Genomic DNA, 15982 nt, shown 5'->3' with positions numbered 1-15982 from the left:
CCGAGCCGGTGTCTGTGTGACGACGGTGATCGGCTCTAGACTGGCGCAGTCCACGCCGAACAGGAGGGCCCGTGCCGACCAGTGCCGCAGCGAAGGCGAACCCCGCCACCGACGACGACAGCCAGTCACGCTCCATCGCCGCCGTCGAGCGGGCCATGGACGTGCTGCTGTACTTCGGCCGCAGCGGCCAGCCCGACCTGGGCGTCACCGAGATCGCGACCGCGCTCAACCTGACCAAGGCGGCGGTGCACCGCATCCTTACCGCGCTGCGCAGCCGGGACCTGATCACCGTCGACCCGGTGACGCGTCGCTACGCCCTCGGCCACGCCGCCGTCGCGCTGGGCCGTGCCTACCTGGCCCGCACCGACCTGCGCGCCATGGCCGCCCCCGAGCTGCGGCAGCTCGCCGAGCAGACCGGCGAGACGGCCACGCTGTCACTGCGCCGCGGCGACACCCGCCTCTACGTCGACCAGGTCGTGCCCGATCAGGAGCTGCGGATGGAGGTCACCCTCGGCATCCCGTACCCGCTGCACGCGGGGGGTTCGTCCAAGGCGTTCCTGGCCTTCCTGCCCGAGGCCGAGATCGACTCGTACCTGGACCGCCACCCGCTGCAGCCGCTGACCGACAAGACCCTCACCGACGCGGCCAAGCTGCGCAAGGAGCTGACCGCCATCCGCAAGCGCGGCTACGCCACCTCGCTGGGCGAGCGCCAGGCGGGGGCGGCCTCGATCGCCGCGCCGATCTTCGACCACGACGGCCACGTGGTGGCGGTGCTGAGCGTCGCCGGACCGTCGGCCCGGTTCAAGCCCGAGCAGGGCGAGACGGCGCAGTCACTGCTGGACGCCGCCGGGCGGATCTCGGCGCAGCTCGGCTACGTCGGCTGAGTCTCAGCGGGTGCGGTGGCGGGCGGTGGTCCGCTCCGGGATGCCCCAGGAGGGCTGGTCGCCCTGATGGGCGGCCGGGAAGTCGCCGCCGCCGCGCCGCACCGCCCGGAAGGTCAGCAGACCGGCCACGAAGAAGATCAGTTGGGCCATGGTGTTCACGCCCTGCTGCACCCACTGGAACGCCAGGGCGTCGCTGGCCGGGTGGTTGCGCAGCGGCACCAGCGCCAGCACGGCCAGCACGCTGATCGGGAACAGGGCGGCGGCCAGCGCCGCGCCGTTGCGCCAGGCCCACACCGCGCCGACGATGCTGATCCAGATGACGAACGCGGTCGCCGCGATGAACGCGGGCTGCACCGAGTGCTGCTTCACCGCCAGCCCGGCGGCGGCCAGGCCCGCGACGGCCAGCGGCCACCACGACCAGCGCAGGGCCCGGTGCAGCGCGATCGCCAGCAGCACCCCGCCCGCGGCGAGCAGCGGGAACAGCAGGTCCGCCAGCACCGGCAGGTCGATCCCGTAGCCGGCGTGCAGCAGTTTCCAGGTGGACTTGGCCAGCCCGCCCGCGCCCATCAGCACCGCGCCGATCCGCCCCAGCGCCGACGGGGCGACGAGGAAGTAGCCGAGGAAGGCCAGCAGTGCGGGGACGAAGTCCTCGACGGCCAGGGCCATGCTCAGATCGGGTGTATCTGCGGCGAGGCGCGTCAGGCCATCCACGAACATGAGCGGGAGCCTAGCCCGATCCATCGACGACGCTCCAGTCAAAGGAAACGGACAACTAGCTGCCGATCATCCACATTGGCCGAACCGGATGGGGGAGTGTCGATGCGATGCGCATGTGGGTGTTCCCGGCCCGATAGCGCCGGGCCGGGAACCGGGGTGGCGCGTCAGTGCACGGACTCGGCCGTGGCGTTGGCGTCGAAGAAGTCGCCCACGCTGTAGACCCAGGCCTGGCCGACGGGGTCGCCGAGCTGGGCCCGCAGCCACAGCGCACTCCAGCGCGCCGCGGTCTCGACGCTGGTCGCCTGGTCCAGGGTCTGCGCCGAGGTGTCGGGGCGGGCTCCGGCCGGGTTCTGCGCGTCGGTGATGCCGTAGTGGTTGGCGCCGAGCAGGCTCACGTACAGCTTCGGCGGGGTGGTGACGACCTGGTACGTGGCGTACCCGTTGGCGGGGCTGCCGATGCCGTCGAGACTGCCCTGCACCAGGGCGATCGGCACCGTGTTGGCGACCGGCGGGGTCTGCCCGGTCTGCGGCACGGTGTTGTTGGTGCCGTAGAACGCCGCCGCTTTGAGCTGCGGCGGCGCCGGGCTCGGCACGGTGCAGAACGGCGGCGTGCACAGCCCGGTCGTCAGGTTGAGCCCGGCCGCGCCCCCGAACGAGTGCCCGAGCAGCACCAGCGTCTGGGCGTCGATCGCGCCGAGCAGCGGTGAGGCCGCGTTGGCGTTCTCGGCCGCCGCCCAGCTGACAGTCCAGCCCGCCTGCGCGCCGGTGGCGTACAGGCCGGGCTGGCCGAACAGCACCTGGTAGTGGTTCGGGACCACGACCACGAAGCCGTAAGACGCGACTTTGGTCGCGAAGCCGCGATAAACACCCTTGTCCACGTTGGCGCCCTGCAGTAGCAGTGCCACCGGCCACGGGCTGTGCGAGGAGCTGGTGACCGGGTGGTACACGTCGGCGGCGTCGCCGTTGACGCTGGTCGGGTAGCTGCTCACGGTCGAGTACGCCGCCTGGGCGGGGGCGGGGACCGCCATGACCGCCAGGGCCGCGGCGGCCACGACCGCCGCGGACCGCAGCAGGCCGCGACGGCGGAGACGAGGTGTCACAGGAACCTCCGTTTCTCAATGCGAAACAGCGTTTCGCATTGAGAGACATACTGAAGTCCATCGACCGCTCCGTCAACGCCGGTCACAACTGCGCGAACGGCTTGAGCACCCCCAGGGCCGCCGCCAGCAGCACACTCGCCCAGATCCCCCACACGTACGGCAGGCAGCCGTCGATGCTGCGCTTGAGCGCCTTCTCCACCTCGGGCGTCGAACCTGCCGTCATCAGCGCCCCGAACGCGGGCCCGAAGGAGCGCAGGGTCAGCCGGATGCCCAGCCCGCACGCGATCGCGGTGGTGTAGAGCAGCAGCTTGGCGCCCAGCCAGCGCGGGTTGGTGTCCACGCCGAACGGCTTGTCGGCCACCAGCGTGTAGAGCGCGATCGCGGCGAGGACCGTGATCAGCGTCAGTCGGATGGTCCAGTCGGCCCGGCGCACCCACGGGCGTCGGCCGGGATGGTGGTGGTCGCTGATCGTCGCGGCCAGCCATGCCGCCGCCAGCAGCCATACCGCGACCACGGCGGGCCACGGGAACGGGTTCACCCCGAACGCCCGCGCGCCGTGCGGTTCCAGCGCCATCAGCGTCACGCCGCTGGGCAGGAACAGGACGAGGCAGATCTTCGGCCCGAGGTCCAGCCCGCCCATGATCTTCAGGGCGGTGGCGCGGGCGGCCGGAGGCAGGTCGGGGCGGAGCACGAACCGGCTCGACCAGAAGACCCCCAGGTCGCCACCGAGCCAGAAGACGAAAAGGACTATGTGGAGCAGAATCCACCAGCCATGCGTATGCGGTCCCATCGCGATATGGAAACACTGGTTCACTGTGAGAAACAAGCTCTTGACGGGCTGCTCGGCGCCTGGCTAGCGTCGCCCCATGGTTGGCTCGGTCGGGAGCGAGGTGCGGCGATGACCGTCGCGGTCGTCGGCGCCGCCGAGTGCGACCTCGGGCACACCGGCCGGTCGGCCCAGCACCTGCTGGCGCAGGCGGTGCGGCGCGGCCTGGACGACGCCGGGCTGCGGGTGTCGGACGTCGACGGCCTGGCCGTGGCCGGGCACGGACGCTTCCCCGCCACGCAGCTGGCCGACCAGCTCGGGCTGTGGCTGTCCTGGACCGCCTCGACCGCCCCCGAGGGCGCGCTGTTCGAAACCTACGTCGCACGTGCGGTGCAGGCCATCGAGGCCGGGCAGTGCGCCGTGGTGGTGGTCGCGTACGCCTCCGACCGGCGCAGCGCCGGACACCGCTCCGGCGGCGGCTACCATCCCGGCACGCCCGAGGCGCAGTTCGAGCAGCCGTACCTGCCGCTGTGGCCGCTGTCGTACTACGCCATGACCGCCCAGCACTACCTGCACACCTACCGGCTCGGGCGCGCCGACCTGGCCCGGGTGGCCGTCGCCGCGCGCGAGCGCGCCCTGCGCACCCCGGCCGCGTTCCACTACGGCGCCGGGCCGCTGACCGTCGCGGAGGTGCTGGCGGCGCCGCTGGTGTCCAGCCCGCTGGGCACCCTCGACTGCTGCCTGGTCACCGACGGGGGCGGGGCGATCGTGCTCACCTCGCTCGACCGGGCCCGCCACCTGCGCCGTCCGCCCGTGGCCGTGCTCGGGTACGGCGAAGCTGTCACCCACGCCGCCATGGCCACCCCCGACGACCTGCTCAGCACCGGCGCCGCCGCGGCCGGGGCGCGTGCCTTCGCCCACGCGCGCCGCCGCCCCGCCGACATCGACGTCATTCAGCTGTACGACTGCTTCACCATCAGCGTCCCGCTCGGCCTGGAGCAGCTCGGCTTCTGCCCGCCCGGCACCGGCACCCACTGGGACGGCGTCCCGGTCAACACCACCGGCGGCGGGCTGTCCTACGGCCACCCGGGGCAGCTCGGCGCGCTCCTGCTCGTCGAGGCGGTGCGGCAGCTGCGCGGCGAGTGCGGTTCGCGGCAGGTGTCCGGAGCGCGCACCGCGCTGGTGCACGGCACCGGCGGCATCGGTTCCAGCCACGCCACCGTCATCCTGGAGGCGGCGTGAGCGTCCCGTCGCAGATCCCCGAGGACGAGGTCACCCGGCCGTGGTGGGACGAGACCCGGCGGCGGCGCCTGGCCGTGCAGCGCTGCGCCACCTGCGGCCTGGTGCAGCTGCCGCCGCGACTGCTGTGCACCGGCTGCGGCGGCGACGAGCTGACGCTGGCCCCGGCGGGTCGGCGCGGGGTCGTCGACTCGTACACGGTGGTCCACCGTGCCCCCGTGCCCGACGTCGCCGTTCCCTACACGGTGGCCCGGGTGCGGCTGGTCGACGGCCCGATCCTGCTCACCCGGCTGGTCGGCGAGTTCGAACCGCACTGCGACCAGCCGGTCGTGCTGACCTGGCTGCCACTGCCCGACGGGCGCGCCCTGCCCGTCTTCACCAGGGAGCTGTGACCCTTGCGGTCCTATCTGTACGTGCCGGGCGACAACCCGGCCAAGCTCGCCAAGGCGCTCACCACCGGCGCGGACGCGCTGATCGTGGACCTGGAGGACGCCGTACCCCCGGCGGGCAAGGACGCCGCCCGCGCCGGCGTCGCCGACTTCCTCGGCGCCCGCACCGGCATCGGCGAACCGCGCGTCTGGGTGCGGGTGAACCCCGGCGAGCTCGGCCAAGTCGACGCGGCCGCCGTGGTCGGGCCGCAATTGGCCGGGCTGTGCGTGGCCAAGGCGGACTCCGTCGACGAGCTGACCGCCCTCGACCGGCTGCTGACCGGCCTGGAGGCCGAACGCGGCCTGGCCTCGGGCACGGTCCGGGTCGTACCGCTGCTGGAGTCGGCCGCGGCGGTGCTGGCCGCACCGGCGATCGCCCGCGCTCCGCGCGTGGTCCGGCTCCAGCTCGGCGAGGCCGACCTCGCCGCCGACCTCGGGGTGACCCCCGGCCCGGACGGGTGCGAGCTGCTGTGGGTCCGCTCGCACGCGGTGCTGGCCTGCGCCGCCGCCGGGATCGCCGCGCCGGTCGCCCCGGTCAGCACCGACTTCCGCGACCTCGACGCGCTGCGTGAGTCCACCCTCGCGCTCAAGCGGCTCGGGTTCCGGGGCCGGGCCTGCATCCACCCGGCGCAGCTGCCCGTGGTGCACGAGGTGTTCACCCCGACCGAGGCCGAACTGGCCGCCGCCCGTGACGTCGTCACGCGCCATGACCAGGCGATGCGCGACGGCACCGGGGTCTGCCTGGACGCGCGCGGCCGCCTGGTCGACGAGGCCGTGGTGCGGTCGGCGCGACGACTGCTCGACCCCGAGGGCTGACCGCCGTCGAGTATCGAAAACTGTCGACTCGGGCCAACCAGGTCTGGCTCTGGCGCTGACCGCCGACACGGGACGGGCCCGGCCGCCGGGCCCGTCCCGTGATCATCCAAGTTGCCGGGCAGTCGTGCGTATCTTGGACGGTCATCCGCCCGATTGCCCGGCAACTCGAGTGATCACGACCGAATCGGGCCCAGCTCAGAGGGTGGGGAAGACCAGTTCGAAGAAGGCCGTCAGCGCCATCGCCCAGATCAGCGAGCCGACCAGCGCCGTCACCCACGGGCGGTTGCTCTTGACCAGCAGGAACGGCGCGTGGATCAGGAACGCGAACATCTGCCCCAGAAAGCCGCTGCCCTTGATGACCTCGAGCAGCTGGTCGGAGACGGTGTCCAGGTGGGTGTCCTGCAGCTTCGCCTCCATCCGCTGCGCGACCAGGCCGTAGTAGCCGAACACCGCCGGGAACAGCCAGAACGGCGAGATGCGCACCAGGTCGGTCTCGGACAGGTCGTCGAACAGCACCGTGTAGATCACCACGGCGGAGCCGAGGCCCAGCGTGATCAGTACGGCGTAGAAGGCCCGCTGCGCCTTGTTGATCCGCGCCGGAGGGGCGGCGACCCGGGCGGCCGCGGGGGCGGTCGGCACCGGCTCGTTCGGGTGGCCGCACTGCGGGCAGGCGACGGCCGCGACCGAGATCTGCCGCCGACACGCCGCACAGTTGGTGAACGGCGACGCCGGGGGCGGCGCCGCGGCGCGCACGGTGTCGGCGGACGCCGCGCGGACCAGGTCGGTGTCCCGCCTGCGACCGCCGGTGACCAGGACCACGATGCCGCCCAGCACGCCGGCCGTGGCCGCTGCCAGCAGCAGGTTCCGGCTGTGCTCGGCGTCCTCCTGCCGCCACAGGGTGCTCTCCGCGTACGAGATGAAGCGCTCGGCCTCGGCCGGGTCGGGCGACTCGGCCGCCTGCTGTAGCTGCCACGCGCGCACGTCAGCCTCGCGCGCGGCTTCCTTCCAGGCGGTGATGCCGAGCATCAGCAGCGGAAAGCTCAGGACGAAAAGAACGATGCCGGAAGCGCGGCGCGACATGGATCTCCCCAGATTGGACAACCCTCGAAGAATTCCATCGCGCACCGCTGCCCGGTATTGGCCGAATGGACCGCGCGAGACCGACCTCGCTACGCGCCCGGACGGTTCGGGGACATCGGTGCTCTCACCGATAGCGGTCGAGGTAGTCGTGGGCCCGCTGCCAGGGCAGATGGGAGAACTGCTCGGGCAGGCGGTGGTAGTTCTCCGCGCAGAAGGTCGTCAGGTCGGTGCGGATGACCAGATCTTCGGACTGGTACCACTGTCGCAGCTCGCTCCACAGCGTCCAACCGCAGTGGTCGAACGCCCAGAGCCCATCCGTCACGTACACGTGGTGCGGGTGGGGCTCACCTTGCTTGCGTAGCGCGTGGATCTGGAAGCCGCCGTCGGGATAGGCCTCCAGGAACGCCCACGCCAGGATGTGGCACGCTCCTGCGGCGAAGAACGCCTGGTCGCTGCGCTGCCACGCCAGCTGCTGGTCGGTGCGCTCTGCGTCGGTGCGGCGGAACAGCCCAGCCGGCTGGTATCGCGACTGCCAGGGATCGCGGTGGGTGTGGTGCCGCCAGCGCGGGCACGCCACCGAGCAGCCCCGACACGCGCCCGCGGCGGCGAGTTCGCGGCGAAGCTCGGCCGGAGTGTTCGGGTGGTGCACGATCAGGCCGCGTTCGTGAAACCACCGGTCGCCTGCTTGCTGCTGCTCCACTTGCGCCAATCGGACCAGGGTCGCGGCGGGGGTGCGGGCGTGCAGGAGGGTGTTCCAGCGGATGGTGCCGTCGGAGTCCTGAGCCAGGACGTCGAGAGCGTCGGGCGGGGTGTTGTGGTTGCGCGCGGTCCAGACCCGCACCGGGCGGATCTCGTCGCGGGCCAGCTCGCGCAGCCGGGCCGCGGAGGTCGTCGTCGACCTCGTCTCGAGCACCCGTCGGTAGCCTGCCATCCGCTCGGCGTGTCCGCGGACGATACGCTGCTGCTCCATCGACGCATTGTCCCGGTTGCCGTGGCATCGTGGGGGGCGGTGCGGGCAGAGGCGTCAGCTTCGCTGCTTTCGATCGTCGATCGGTCCATAGTGTGGCGCGCTGCCACAGGCGGCCGGGAGCGGTGGCATACTTCGCCGCGTGACGATGGCACCCAAGGAAAATTCCGCGGCGGAGATGTTCCTGGTGGCGGTGGTGGAGATGGCTCCGGGCCACTTCGACGCCGGTCGGGAGTACGAGGACGCGGTGCTGCGCCTGCTGAGCCGCCACGACGGCAGGGTCGAGCAGCGCCTCTACAGCACCGACGGGGCCACCGAGGTGCAGACGATTCGGTTCGCCTCCCGCGCCGGATACGAGGCGGCTCTCGTGGACCCGGACCGCCTGGCCTTGCGGGCCGAGCTCGGCGACGCCGCGCCCACGACCCGCGTCATCGAGGTGCGCGAGTTGTGAAGTGTTGGGAGGGGGTCCTTCTACATCGTAGAGCGATGAGAAGGTGCCCTTCCTTACGCTCTCAGTGGGCGAGCAGCAGGCCGCCGACGCTCGCGACCAGGGTGAGCACCGCCGCGACCGTGCTGGCCAGGATGAATGGTCGCCACTGGATGCGCAGCCCGGCGGCGCGGCAGCGTTCGGCCCAGATCATCGTGGCCAGCGACGCCCACGGCACGATCAGCGGTCCGACGTTGGTGCCGATGAGCAGGCCGATGAGCTGGTCGTGGTTGGCGACCGGGATGACCGACTCGCCCGCGACGTAGCTGGGCAGGTTGTTGAGCAGGTTCGCCGAACCCGCCCCGACCCCGGCGGCCCGGATCACGCCTTCGGTGTCGGGGTTCGTGCCGATCAGGGCGGACATCACCGTGGACAGCCCGTGCCTGCTGATCGTGTCGACGACCAGGAACAGCCCGGTGACGAAGACGAGCAGGCGCCACGGCAGCAGGCTCCAGGACAGGTCCGCGCGCCGCCAGAGCAGGAACGCGGCCAGCAGCACCACGGCGCCCGCGATGGAGGCGATCTCGATGGTGACGCCGGTCAGGATGCAGATGATGAACCCGGCGACGCAGACCGCCGCGATCCGGAACAGGCGCGGGTCGGCGGGCCGGTGCGGGGCGGGGACGTCGTAGCGGGGCGGGTTGGTGCGCCAGTAGAACAGCCACAGGCACAGCCCGATCGACAGTAGTGCGCCGAGCTGGGGCAGGGCCATCTTGGCGGCGAAGTCCAGCGGCTCGAGGTCGATGCGGTCGGCGGCGAGCAGGTTGGTGAGGTTCGACACCGGCAACAGCAGGCTGGCCGTGTTGGCCAGCCACACGGTGGTCATGGCCAGGGGCAGCGCCGCCGTGTTGGCCCGCCGCGCGGTCGCCAGCAGCACCGGGGTCAGCAGGACCGCGGTGGTGTCCAGGTTGAGGAAGATGGTGTTGAGCGCGGCGAAGGCGAAGCAGAGCAGGAACAGCGCGACGTTGCGGCCTCGGCCCAGCGCGGTGACCTTGACCGCGATCACGTCGAACAGTTCGGCGCGGGCGGCCAGCTCGGCCAGGATGATCACCGAGCCGAGGAAGATCAGCAGCGGCAGGATGCGGGACACGGTGGCTTTGGCGTCGGCGTACGGCAGCAGACCGGTGGCCACGGCGATCCCGCCGCCGACCAGCAGGCCGATCGCGATCCAGTCCATCACCTCGAGCCGCCACCGCGAGGGTGCGGGGGCGAGTTCCGGCTGGTCCTGTCGCTGCCGTGTGGTCGTCACCGGGCCGACTCCTGTCGCGTCCGTGATCTTCACTTTCATCTGCACCCGGTCGTCGTGGCTCGGTGGTAATCGTGGCCTACTGTACGTGAGGTCATCCACCTATGCTGATGTCGCCACGGTGATGGGGGATTGAACGTGACGCAGGCAACGGGTCTGATGCTCAGTGGCCAGATCGACCATATGGCTTTCGTACGCGTTGATCAAGATCTGATCCTGGCCGCCGGGCGCAGTCAGGGCGTCGATCTGATCGAGGCAAAGTCGCGGCAGCTCATCCGCATCGTGGCGGCGGGGGTGCCGGTGACGGCGCTGGCGGCGCTGCCCAGCGGCGTCCACGGCGACCGGCTGCTGGTCGGCGGGCCGAACGGCGAGATCCGGGAGATCAACCCGGGTAACGGCCACGAGGTGCGGCGCCTGGCCCACGGCCGGGGCGAGATCCGGGACTTCGCGGTGGGCAAGGGCGCCGGTGGCGTCGACGTCGTCGTGATCGCGCGGGAGACCGGTGTGTCCCTGTGGGACCCGCACGCGGCGAAGGACCCGTTCACCGAGCTGGTCGCCGACGTGTCCGCGCTGAGCGCCCGCCCGTTCAAGGTGTGCCTGTACCGGCACGGCGGCCACCCGTACGCGGCGTGCGCGCTGACCGACGGCATGATTCTGACCTGGGACCTGGACAGACCCGGCGCCGAACCGGTGGTGACCAGTGGCCACAGCGGCCCGATCTGGACCGTCATCTCGCTGCCGCCCGGACCCGACGGAAACCAGCTGATCGCCTCCGGCAGCTCGGACCAGGTGCTCAAGGTCTGGCAGCCGACCGGCGAGGGACACCTGCGGCAACTGCGCGAATATCACACCGGCGGCACCATCCGGCGGCTCGGACACGTCGTCGACGCCGGGGTGTCGATGCTGGTCACGGCGTCGGCGCGCGGGCCGGTGTCGCTGTGGCGCTATGACGGCCCGACCGAGCGCCCGGCGGCCGAGGTGGCGCTGCACAGCGGCGAGGTGTACGCGGTGGCCTGCGAGACCCTGCCCGACGGCATCCTCGTCGCCTCCGGCGACTTCAACGGCGACATCAAGATCAATCGCCTGACTTCGAGTGTCCTGCTGGACCAGCAGAAGCGGGACGTCACCCGGATCCCGAACACGATCTGGGCGGTCACCGGGGGCACCGCCGAGTCGGGCGACTTCTACGCCTGCGCGGGGGTCAACCGGATCATCTACGTCGTCGACCCGGCCACCCAGCAGCACCGCCACAAGCTGGAAGGGCACGACAGCACCGTCCGCGCCCTGGCCTTCGGCGGCACGCCCGACAACCCGCACCTGCTCAGCGGCGGCGCCGACCACCGCGTCTACGACTGGCACCCGGAGACCGGCTGGCGCGAAGAGCTGCGCATGGGCCACGAGGCCGAGGTGTGGGCGCTGGCCACCGCCGAACATCGGGGCCGGTGGTACGCGATCAGCGGCGGCCCCGACGGCACCGTCCGCACCTGCCCACTGGACGACCCCAACGACATGCGGATCCTCACCGAGGAGGTCGGCGAGGTGTCCTCGCTGGCCGTCAGCTACGCCGGTGACGAGGTACGCGTGATCATCGGGTCCACCCAGGGCTTGTTCCGCATCCCGCTGTTCGGCGGCGAGCAGCGCACCATCGAGACCGACTCGATCGCCGACGTGGCCACCCTGCGCGGCGCGGCGCGCCTCGCCGGGCGCCCGGACACCACGCACCTCGTGGTCGTGGCGCGCACCGACGGCAACGTCGAGCTGTACGACACCAAGATCGGTGTCCTGGTCAAGCGGTTCGCGATGCCGGTGACGCCGGAGACCCGGTCCAACCGCCAGGTGCGCGCGGTGGCCATACACCGCACCGCCCAGGACGACGTGCTCGTCTTCGGTGGCTGCGACAACGGCGAGATCCTCAAGTGGGACCTGGACGGCCAGCTGATCGGGCAGGCGTCCAAGCCCGCGGGCAGCGACACCTCGATCCGCGACCTGCACGTCATGCACGCCACCGCGACCGAGGACGTGACCTCGGGCCTGCTCAGCGGCGGCCACGACGGCGTGCTGCGCTACTGGCCGGTCTCCAAGGACAAACCGCTGTCCTCCGGCGGTGTGCTGGAGTCCCCGGTCGAGGCCAACTCGATCCTGCTGCAGGACCAGCCCGCCGACTCGGACCTGCTGGCCCGTGCGGCCCTCACCAAGACGTTGGTGAGCGCCCTGCGTTCGGCCGAGCCCATCGCGCCGGTGGTGGTGGGCGTGCACGCGCCGTGGGGGCAGGGCAAGTCCAGCATCCTGCGCCAGATCCGCACCGCCGTCGACCAGCCCGGCAGCAAGGAGAAGCCGTCCCAGCAGGAACTGCAGACCCATCGGCTGATCATGACGGAGACCGGCAAGCCGGTCACCACGAACGTGACCCCGACCTGGGCCTGGAAGCGCCTGCAGGAGCGCGCTGCCGAGAACGAGCTGCCATACCGGATGCGTCCCGCCGACGGGAAGCCCACCCCGATCACGGCCTGGTTCAACCCGTGGATGTACGAGGAGCGCAACCAGATCTGGGCCGGTCTGACCAACGAGATACTCACCGCGATCACGCGGCGGCTGCCCCAGGCCGAACGGCGACGCCTGTTCATCGACCTCAACCTCAAGCGCACCAACTCCGCCGAGGTGCGCAAACAGATCCTCGACAGCTACCGGCCGCACACCCTGCGTGGCATCGTCAGCCTGGGCGCCGCGGCGCTGGCACTGGTCGCCGCGGTCGTCGCCACGATGGTGGCGATCGTCAACACCGGCGAACTGGACAAGATCCTCGGCAGCGCCGTGGTGATCTTCCTGGCCGCGCTCGGGATCGTCATCCGGCTGGTCGCCACCAGCGTCAAGGGCTTCAACGTGTGGTATGACCCGTTGGCCGACAGCGGTCCGCGCATGGGCGGGGTCAGCGCGGGCGGCAGCTCCGCCGATCCGCTGGAGACCCCCGACCGGGGCTACCTCTACCTGCTGCGCCACGACGTACGCGAAGTCATCGACCTGATCGCCGACTCGCCGCTGTACATCTTCATCGACGACATGGACCGGTGCAGCCCCGGCATCGTGGCCGACACCATCGAGGCGATCAACCTGTTCCTCACCAAGGCGTTCGGCCCGTGCATCTTCGTGATGGGCCTGGACCCGGCGACGGTCGCCGCGCACCTGGAGTCGCACCTGCCCGCGATCGACAAGCGGGCCAAGGAGGACCCGGTCACTTACCGGCACCTGCGCCACACCGGCTGGCGCTTCATGGAGAAGATCGTCGACCTGCCGGTGCGGCTGCCCCGGGTCACCGACATCGCCATGCGCAGCTACCTCGACCAGCTCCTGCTGTCCAACCGGGCGCAGACCCGGGTCGTGGTCCCGCAGGAGCAGGCTCCGCCCACCGACCGCAGGCGCGGATTCCGCAAGCCGAAACCTCCGGTCGCGCCGGCCGAGCCCACGCCCCCGGTGGCCCTGGCGGCGACGATTCCCGCCCAACGGGCGGCCGCGGCCGCCACGGCGCCCACAGCGCAGAACGCCGAAAGCGTGCTGGACCGGCTGGAGGACATCCCGGTCGTCCGCGACGCGCTGCACGAGGCGGTGCAGAACCTGCCCGGCCGCAACCCGCGCCAGATCAAGGCCTTCGTCAACCTGTGGCGCTTCTACATGGCGCTGGAGCACGAGCTCGGCGCCACCACCAGCAGCCTGAGCGGCACCCAGGTGCACAGCGCCGAGATGGCCCGCCTGGTCGAGATCATGGTGCGCTGGCCGTGGCTGCTCGACCCGCTCGGCTTCCGCCGCGTCGTCAAGGGCAAGACGGTCATCCTGTTGGAGGTGCTGCTCAAGGCCGCGCCGGACCGGTCCGAATGGGAGCGGGTGGTCAAGGAGGAAGGCATGGACGTCGACGACGAAGACCTGCGCGGCCTGCGCGAACTGCTGGTCCGGCGCGGTGCCGACGGCCAGGAACTGGTCTCCATCGCCCGCCGCTACCTGTGAGCGGCGACGGTCGCCCGCTCGATCCAGTCCCGCACCGCCGCATGATCGTCGCGGTAGGCGTCGCAGCGCCCGATGCTCGGTGCCGCACGGGTCGCCGCTGCCCGACGGCAGGGCGAGCGATCCCGCCGCGCCACAACGTCCGACCGGAGAACCGCGGACGCGCAGAAGTGCCGCCGGTCTACGAACGGGCGCTCCGCGCCCCCACGGTTGCCGGGTCCGCCCGGCCGGTCTGGGCGACGATCGCGGCAGGTTCGGCCGCGAGTGGCACGATGAGCGCGGCGACCAGGGGAAACGTGGCGACCACGGCGAAGCTCGGCGCGAAGCCGGCGGCTCCGATCGCCAGGGCCAGGACCGGCGGGGTGGCCGCCGACAGCGCGTTCTGGCCGGTGGTCTGGATGCCGAGAGCACGGCCCGCCCACGCGGAGCCCGCGTATTCGGCGACGGCGGTGAAGGACAGGCCGTTGCTGCTCGCCGCCACCACCGCCAGGAACAGCAGGACGGGCACGGCCAGGCTCGATCCGGCCGCGGCGGCCACGGCCAGCGCCAGCATCCCCAGCCCGGTCACGATCGCGACGATCCGCATGGGCTTCAGCCGGCTGCCGGTGCGGTCGGACCAGTAGCCCGCCCCGAGGCGGCTGAGCGCGGCGCAGGCCTGCGCGCCCGCCAGCAGATGCCCGGCGTCCAGGGCCGTCCAGCCACGGCCGTAGGTGAGAAACACCAGGGCGAACGTGGTGATCGTGAACTGGGGGACGACCAGCAGCGCGCTGGCGGCGTGGATGCGCCACAGGCTGGAATTGCGGTAGGGCGACGCCAGGGCCGACTTCGGAGCGGGTGCCTGCTGGGCGGCGGCCGACGGTAGCGGAGCCGGATCCCGTACGAACACGAGCGCCGCCGCCGCCGCGGCCAGCATCAACGCCGCGAGGAACAGCAGCGGCGCGCCGGTGCCGTCGACGGCGAGGGCGGGCAGCGTGGCGGCGGCCAGCGCCAGGCCGATCGGCTGCGCGCTCGACCTGATGCCCATCGCCAGGGCGCGCTCGTGCCGCGCGAACCAGCCGAGGATGAGCCGACCGCTCGCCAGCACCGAGGCGCCGGTCGCGCCGGCCAGCGCCAGGCACACGGCGAGGCTCACCGTGCCGTGCGCCGACCGGGCGGCCAGGAGGGCGAGGCCGGACATCCCCAGGCCCGTGGACAGCACGACGCGCTCACCCCACCGGTCGGCCGCGGCACCCCAGGCGATGAGCGTGAGCACCACACCAACGGTGGGGCAGGCGACCAGGACGCCGGTCTGTTCCAGGGACAGGCCCTCGTCCCGGAACGCCGGGATCAGGTAGGCGAGCCCGTACTGGGACATGCTGCCGGCGGTCATCGTCAGCATGCCGACGCCCAGCATCAGCCAGCGCATGCGCTCGTTCCTCGGCTGACCGGCCGGTCGCGCGAGTGTGATCACGGTAGACGATGATCCCCGATCGGCTGTCCACGCGCAGACCCGAACCACGCCGAAGATCGTGGCCAGGCCACGAGTCTGCACCCCATCCTCCTAGGAAGCCTTGGTGGATGTGACCCGGCCTTGGTGGATGTGACCCGACTACGCTCGCTTCAGACAAGCCCGACGAGGCCAGGGGAGAGCGTTGATGGGTGGCCGTTCGTTCATGCTCGCGACCCGCGTTCCGATGTCGCGGGCCGGTTTCGAGGCATGGCTGGACGCGTCGCCGCCCGGCCTCGACGTCATCGAGAACCCCGATGCGATGTGGACCGGCTGGGCCGGTGACGGCGGCGCCGCCGACTGGGAGCTGACCGCGTTCGCCGACTCCCCGCACGTCGTGGCGGCGCTGCGAGCCGACCGGCGCAAGAGTCCTCGGCAGCTGCTGGCAGACCGGGTGAAGGCGGGTGGCTGCGTGGTCCGCCACCGGGACGGGGCGCTGGAACTCTACCTGTACGACTACCACGCCGACCCGTACCGGACCCGCGCTGAGCTGCTGATGCTTGCCGGTGCCGGACGCTTCGCCGACCCCGGCGAGCATCCCGTGCTGCACTGGGGCGGCAACGTCTACCCCGACCTGCCGCTCGCCGGTGACCCGCCACTGGCGGTGCTGCTCGTGACACCGACCGGTGCCCGCTTCGTCGGCCGCTATCCGATCGAGGCGCTGAGCGCGACGCTGCGGCCGGTGGAGGCGGCTTTCCTCGCCCGGTACGAGGGCGACGGAACGGCCGAGCCGGACCTGTCCGACGCCGTCGATCCGGCGCTGCGGCCCTGAC

General features: G+C 71.7%; 14 protein-coding genes. 7 read left to right on the top strand and 7 right to left on the bottom strand.

Translation table 11 applies throughout. The annotated features are described in order from the left end of the window. Positions 1-71: 71 nt before the first annotated feature. Entirely contained in the window at positions 72-884 is an 813-nt protein-coding gene (locus tag KUA19_RS44595; protein ID WP_308167552.1) for an IclR family transcriptional regulator, read from the top strand. 3 nt (positions 885-887) lie between these two features. Here the strand turns inward: KUA19_RS44595 and KUA19_RS20995 are convergent, their stop codons facing one another. The 3 genes from KUA19_RS20995 to KUA19_RS20985 all read right to left on the bottom strand — a co-directional run bounded on the left by KUA19_RS20995 (position 888) and on the right by KUA19_RS20985 (position 3491). Further along, on the bottom strand, positions 888-1601 hold the full coding sequence (locus KUA19_RS20995) for a hypothetical protein (RefSeq protein WP_217398069.1): 714 nt from the start codon (positions 1599-1601) through the stop codon (positions 888-890). Between the two features lie 164 nt (positions 1602-1765). Then, positions 1766-2701 (bottom strand): poly(ethylene terephthalate) hydrolase family protein, encoded by a 936-nt coding sequence (locus KUA19_RS20990; RefSeq protein WP_217398067.1) that lies wholly within the window; start codon positions 2699-2701, stop codon positions 1766-1768. 82 nt (positions 2702-2783) lie between these two features. After that, positions 2784-3491: a hypothetical protein gene (locus KUA19_RS20985; protein ID WP_217398065.1), complete on the bottom strand. Its 708-nt coding sequence runs from the start codon at positions 3489-3491 to the stop codon at positions 2784-2786. 108 nt (positions 3492-3599) lie between these two features. Between KUA19_RS20985 and KUA19_RS20980 the strand changes: the two genes are divergently transcribed. The 3 genes from KUA19_RS20980 to KUA19_RS20970 are packed head-to-tail and all read left to right on the top strand — an operon-like array spanning position 3600 to position 5950. Then, entirely contained in the window at positions 3600-4709 is a 1110-nt protein-coding gene (locus tag KUA19_RS20980; protein ID WP_217398063.1) for a thiolase C-terminal domain-containing protein, read from the top strand. After that, complete coding sequence (locus tag KUA19_RS20975; RefSeq protein ID WP_217398061.1) at positions 4706-5098, top strand: Zn-ribbon domain-containing OB-fold protein; 393 nt, start codon at positions 4706-4708, stop codon at positions 5096-5098. Before KUA19_RS20980 ends, KUA19_RS20975 begins: the two co-directional genes overlap by 4 nt. Before the next feature lie 3 nt (positions 5099-5101). After that, positions 5102-5950, top strand: coding sequence for an HpcH/HpaI aldolase/citrate lyase family protein (locus KUA19_RS20970; protein ID WP_217398059.1), 849 nt, complete (start codon positions 5102-5104; stop codon positions 5948-5950). A gap of 195 nt (positions 5951-6145) precedes the next feature. Here KUA19_RS20970 and KUA19_RS20965 read toward each other — a convergent pair whose 3' ends face one another. After that, positions 6146-7030, bottom strand: a complete 885-nt coding sequence (locus KUA19_RS20965) for a hypothetical protein (RefSeq protein ID WP_217398057.1) — start codon at positions 7028-7030, stop codon at positions 6146-6148. A 124-nt stretch (positions 7031-7154) separates the two neighbouring features. Continuing rightward, positions 7155-8000, bottom strand: coding sequence for a hypothetical protein (locus tag KUA19_RS42925; RefSeq protein WP_254549853.1), 846 nt, complete (start codon positions 7998-8000; stop codon positions 7155-7157). 145 nt (positions 8001-8145) lie between these two features. Between KUA19_RS42925 and KUA19_RS20955 the strand changes: the two genes are divergently transcribed. Then, positions 8146-8448 (top strand): hypothetical protein, encoded by a 303-nt coding sequence (locus tag KUA19_RS20955; RefSeq protein WP_254549881.1) that lies wholly within the window; start codon positions 8146-8148, stop codon positions 8446-8448. Positions 8449-8509: 61 nt separating this feature from the next. Here KUA19_RS20955 and KUA19_RS20950 read toward each other — a convergent pair whose 3' ends face one another. Then, positions 8510-9733, bottom strand: a complete 1224-nt coding sequence (locus KUA19_RS20950; protein WP_308167551.1) for an SLC13 family permease — start codon at positions 9731-9733, stop codon at positions 8510-8512. A 135-nt stretch (positions 9734-9868) separates the two neighbouring features. Between KUA19_RS20950 and KUA19_RS20945 the strand changes: the two genes are divergently transcribed. Continuing rightward, positions 9869-13726: a P-loop NTPase fold protein gene (locus KUA19_RS20945; protein WP_217398055.1), complete on the top strand. Its 3858-nt coding sequence runs from the start codon at positions 9869-9871 to the stop codon at positions 13724-13726. A gap of 178 nt (positions 13727-13904) precedes the next feature. On the opposite strand, the gene KUA19_RS20940 is transcribed toward KUA19_RS20945, so the two are convergent. Further along, positions 13905-15173, bottom strand: coding sequence for an MFS transporter (locus tag KUA19_RS20940; protein WP_217398053.1), 1269 nt, complete (start codon positions 15171-15173; stop codon positions 13905-13907). Between the two features lie 184 nt (positions 15174-15357). Between KUA19_RS20940 and KUA19_RS20935 the strand changes: the two genes are divergently transcribed. After that, positions 15358-15981 (top strand): hypothetical protein, encoded by a 624-nt coding sequence (locus tag KUA19_RS20935; RefSeq protein WP_217398051.1) that lies wholly within the window; start codon positions 15358-15360, stop codon positions 15979-15981. The last annotated feature ends 1 nt before the right edge of the window (position 15982 follow it).

Source organism: Catellatospora tritici (assembly GCF_019083965.1).
GTDB classification, from domain to species: Bacteria; Actinomycetota; Actinomycetes; order Mycobacteriales; family Micromonosporaceae; genus Catellatospora; species Catellatospora tritici.
This window is presented reverse-complemented; position numbering and strand designations above follow the sequence as displayed.